This window comes from Mesorhizobium sp. M0074, assembly GCF_040322975.1.
Classification (GTDB): domain Bacteria; phylum Pseudomonadota; class Alphaproteobacteria; order Rhizobiales; family Rhizobiaceae; genus Mesorhizobium.
Genome location: NZ_JAMYUM010000064.1, coordinates 1 through 3,199, shown reverse-complemented (window position 1 = coordinate 3,199; position 3,199 = coordinate 1). Strand labels below are relative to the sequence as shown.

Sequence of the window (3,199 nt, the reverse complement as noted above, 5' to 3'; positions counted from 1 at the left end):
CTTTTTGAGCCTTATTCTCTCGGCTCGCTGACGCTCTCCAATCGTATCGTCATGGCGCCCCTCACGCGCAATCGCGCTGGCCCGGGCTTCGTTCCGGGCGATCTTGCCGCCGAGTATTACGGCCAGCGGGCCTCCGCCGGCCTGCTGATCTCCGAGGCCACGCAGATCTCGCGGCAGGGACAAGGTTACCAGGACACGCCCGGCATCTATTCTCAGGCTCAGATCGACGGCTGGCGAAAGGTCACGACCGCGGTGCACGCCAAGGACGGGCGGATTTTCCTGCAGCTCTGGCACGTCGGCCGCGTCTCGCACGTCGATCTGCAGGAGAACGGCGCCGCGCCCGTCGCGCCCTCGGCAATCCGGGCCGCGACCAAGACGTTCGTGAACAACGGCTTTGTCGAGGTTTCGGAGCCCCGCGCGCTGGCGCTCGACGAGCTTGCGGGGATCGTCAACGATTTCCGGCAAGCAGCGGCGAACGCCATTGAGGCCGGCTTCGATGGCGTCGAGATTCATGGCGCCAACGGCTATCTGCTGGACCAGTTCGCCAAGGACGGTGCCAATGTCCGCACGGATGCTTATGGCGGATCGGTCGAGAACCGCGCCCGGCTGATGCTGGAGGTTGCGACTGCGGTGGTCGAGGAGATCGGCGCAGAGCGCACCGGCATTCGGATTTCGCCCGTCTCGCCCGCCAACGGCGTCTCGAGCAGCGCCCCCCAGGCGCAGTTCGACTATATCGTCGATCAACTCGATGCTTTGGGCATCGTCTATATCCATGTCGTCGAGGGCGCCACGGGCGGATCGCGCGATGTCGCGCCGTTCGACTTCGGATCGCTCCGCCGGCGCTTCAACAATACCTATATCGCCAATAACGGCTATGACCTCGAACTCGCGGCGTCGCGGCTCGCCGAGGGCAAGGCGGACCTCTTCGCCTTCGGGCGCCCGTTCATCGCCAATCCCGACCTTGTGGAACGGCTGAAGACGCGCACGCCGCTGACGGAGTTCAACTCGGCGACGCTCTATGGCGGCGGCTCCGCTGGCTATACCGACTATCCCGCGATCGCCGCCTCAAGCCGCCCATGAGCTATCGGAGGGCGGCGCCTGCGAGGCAGCCATCCCACGTGACAGCAGCGCCTCAGGGCATCTCTCTGGCGCTCCGCTCGAACTGGTGTCCAAACCCAGGGATTCAGGAGGGCCATGGAGGGCTATAGCATAGACGTTAGCTCCTCTGGTCCGCCCAGGACCAGCCAGGCGAGATTCGTAGCACGTCGTACGTTCGCTTTACAGGCGCAAGCGGACCCGTTCACCGTGATTTCGACTGTCGTGAATGGGTCAGATCGCGTCGATGCATGGGGGCGCCTGAACGTCCGCTTCTCACATTCCAAGCCGCCAAGCCGCAAGTCCGCTTCCGGCCCCGAACAAGACGTTCATCGAAGCGCCGCAGAACGTCCGCTATTTGCGCTACCTGCTCGTTCCGATCGATGAGACGAATGGCATCTCGGCCATTCTCGGGAGCTAGCTGATTAACCTCGGCGGTGATTCCGAACCGAAGGTCAGCGCCGCAAGATGAAACCGGTTTCGGAAAAGATCTAACAGGAAGTGCCGGGCCCTGGTCAGACCGGCCGCACCAGAACGTGTTTCTTCTTGCCGAGCGACAGTTTCGCGACGTTTTCCGGGCCAAGGTCCTGCAGCGTCACCATCCTGCGATCGTCGGAAACTGGCTGGTCGTTGAGGCGCACGGCGCCGCCCTGGATATGCCGCCGTGCCTCGCCGTTGGACCCAGCCAGCCCGGCGGTGACGAACAGCGACAATAGGCCGACGCCGGCTTCAAGGTCGGCCCTGCCCACCTCGACGGTTGGCAGTGTTTCGGCGAGCGCCCCTTCTTCGAACGTCTTACGCGCCGTTTCGCTGGCCTCCTCTGCCGCCTCGCGGCCATGCAGCATGGCGGTGATTTCGGTGGCGAGGATCTTCTTGGCTTCGTTGATCTCCGAGCCGCCGAGCCGTTCGAGGCGTGCGACCTCGGCGAGTGGCAGGGTCGTGTAGAGCTTCAGGAAACGGCCGACATCGGCATCCTCGGTGTTGCGCCAGTATTGCCAGAAGTCGTACGGGCTCAGCATCTCCGCATCGAGCCAGACCGCGCCCGAGGCCGACTTGCCCATCTTGGCGCCGGAGGAGGTGGTGAGCAGCGGCGTCGTCAGCGCATAAAGCTGCGCGCCTTCCATGCGATGGCCGAGATCGATGCCGTTGACGATGTTGCCCCACTGGTCGGAGCCGCCCATCTGCAGCCGGCAGCCGAGACGCTTGTAGAGCTCGACGAAGTCATAGGCCTGCAGGATCATGTAGTTGAATTCGAGGAACGACAGCGACTGCTCGCGGTCCAGCCGGAGCTTGACTGAATCGAAGGCCAGCATTCGGTTGACCGAAAAATGCCGGCCGACATCGCGCAGGAAATTGACGTAGTTGATGTCCATCAGCCAGTCGGCATTGTTGATCATGACGGCGTCGTTCGGGCCGCTGCCGAATTTGAGGTAGGGCGTGAAGTTGCGGCGGATGCCGGCGAGATTGTCCTCGATGTCCTGCGGCGTCAAAAGCTTGCGCGCCTCGTCCTTGAACGACGGATCGCCGATCATCGAGGTGCCGCCGCCCATCAGCGCGATTGGCCGGTGGCCGGTCTGCTGCAGCCAGTAAAGCATCATGATCTGGATCAGCGACCCGGCATGCAGGCTCCTGGCGGTGGCGTCGAAGCCGATATAGGCGCTCACCGTTTCCGTGGCGAAAAGCTGGTCGAGGCCGGCATCGTCCGAGGTCTGGTGGATGAAACCGCGCTCGCTCATCGTGCGCAGGAAATCGGATTTGAAGGCGGACATTTTCTTTCCCGAAAAGCTTCCGGCCGAACGCGGTTCGGCTATGCATGAAGGCGGGCGTTTAGCACTCAAGCGCGATCAGCAAAAGTGGAATCCGGTTTTGCGACACCCTCTTGCCTTCTCCCCTTGTGGGAGAAGGTGGATTGGCGCGCAGCGCCAAGACGGTTGAGGGGTGTTGGACGGAGTGCCGTCGTTGCCAAGCTGGAACACCCCTCATCCGACCGCGCTTCGCGCGGCCACCTTCTCCCACAAGGAGGGCTTTGCACGGGAAGCGAAATCCTGGTTGGTGAGTTAATGGGGCTTTTTTGAAGGCCGGGAAAGCAGTTTTCGACGGCTTG

The 3,199-nt window shown here is 62.9% G+C and carries 2 protein-coding genes; one reads left to right on the top strand and one right to left on the bottom strand.

What is annotated here, in order from left to right; genetic code table 11:
• Positions 1-1,080, top strand: a 1,080-nt coding sequence (locus tag NKJ73_RS33925) for an alkene reductase (protein ID WP_352572726.1), incomplete at its 5' end; no start/stop codon positions are given.
• A 530-nt stretch (positions 1,081-1,610) separates the two neighbouring features.
• Here the strand turns inward: NKJ73_RS33925 and tyrS are convergent.
• Entirely contained in the window at positions 1,611-2,864 is a 1,254-nt protein-coding gene (tyrS, locus tag NKJ73_RS33920; protein WP_023674679.1) for a tyrosine--tRNA ligase, read from the bottom strand.
• Positions 2,865-3,199 lie beyond the last annotated feature (335 nt).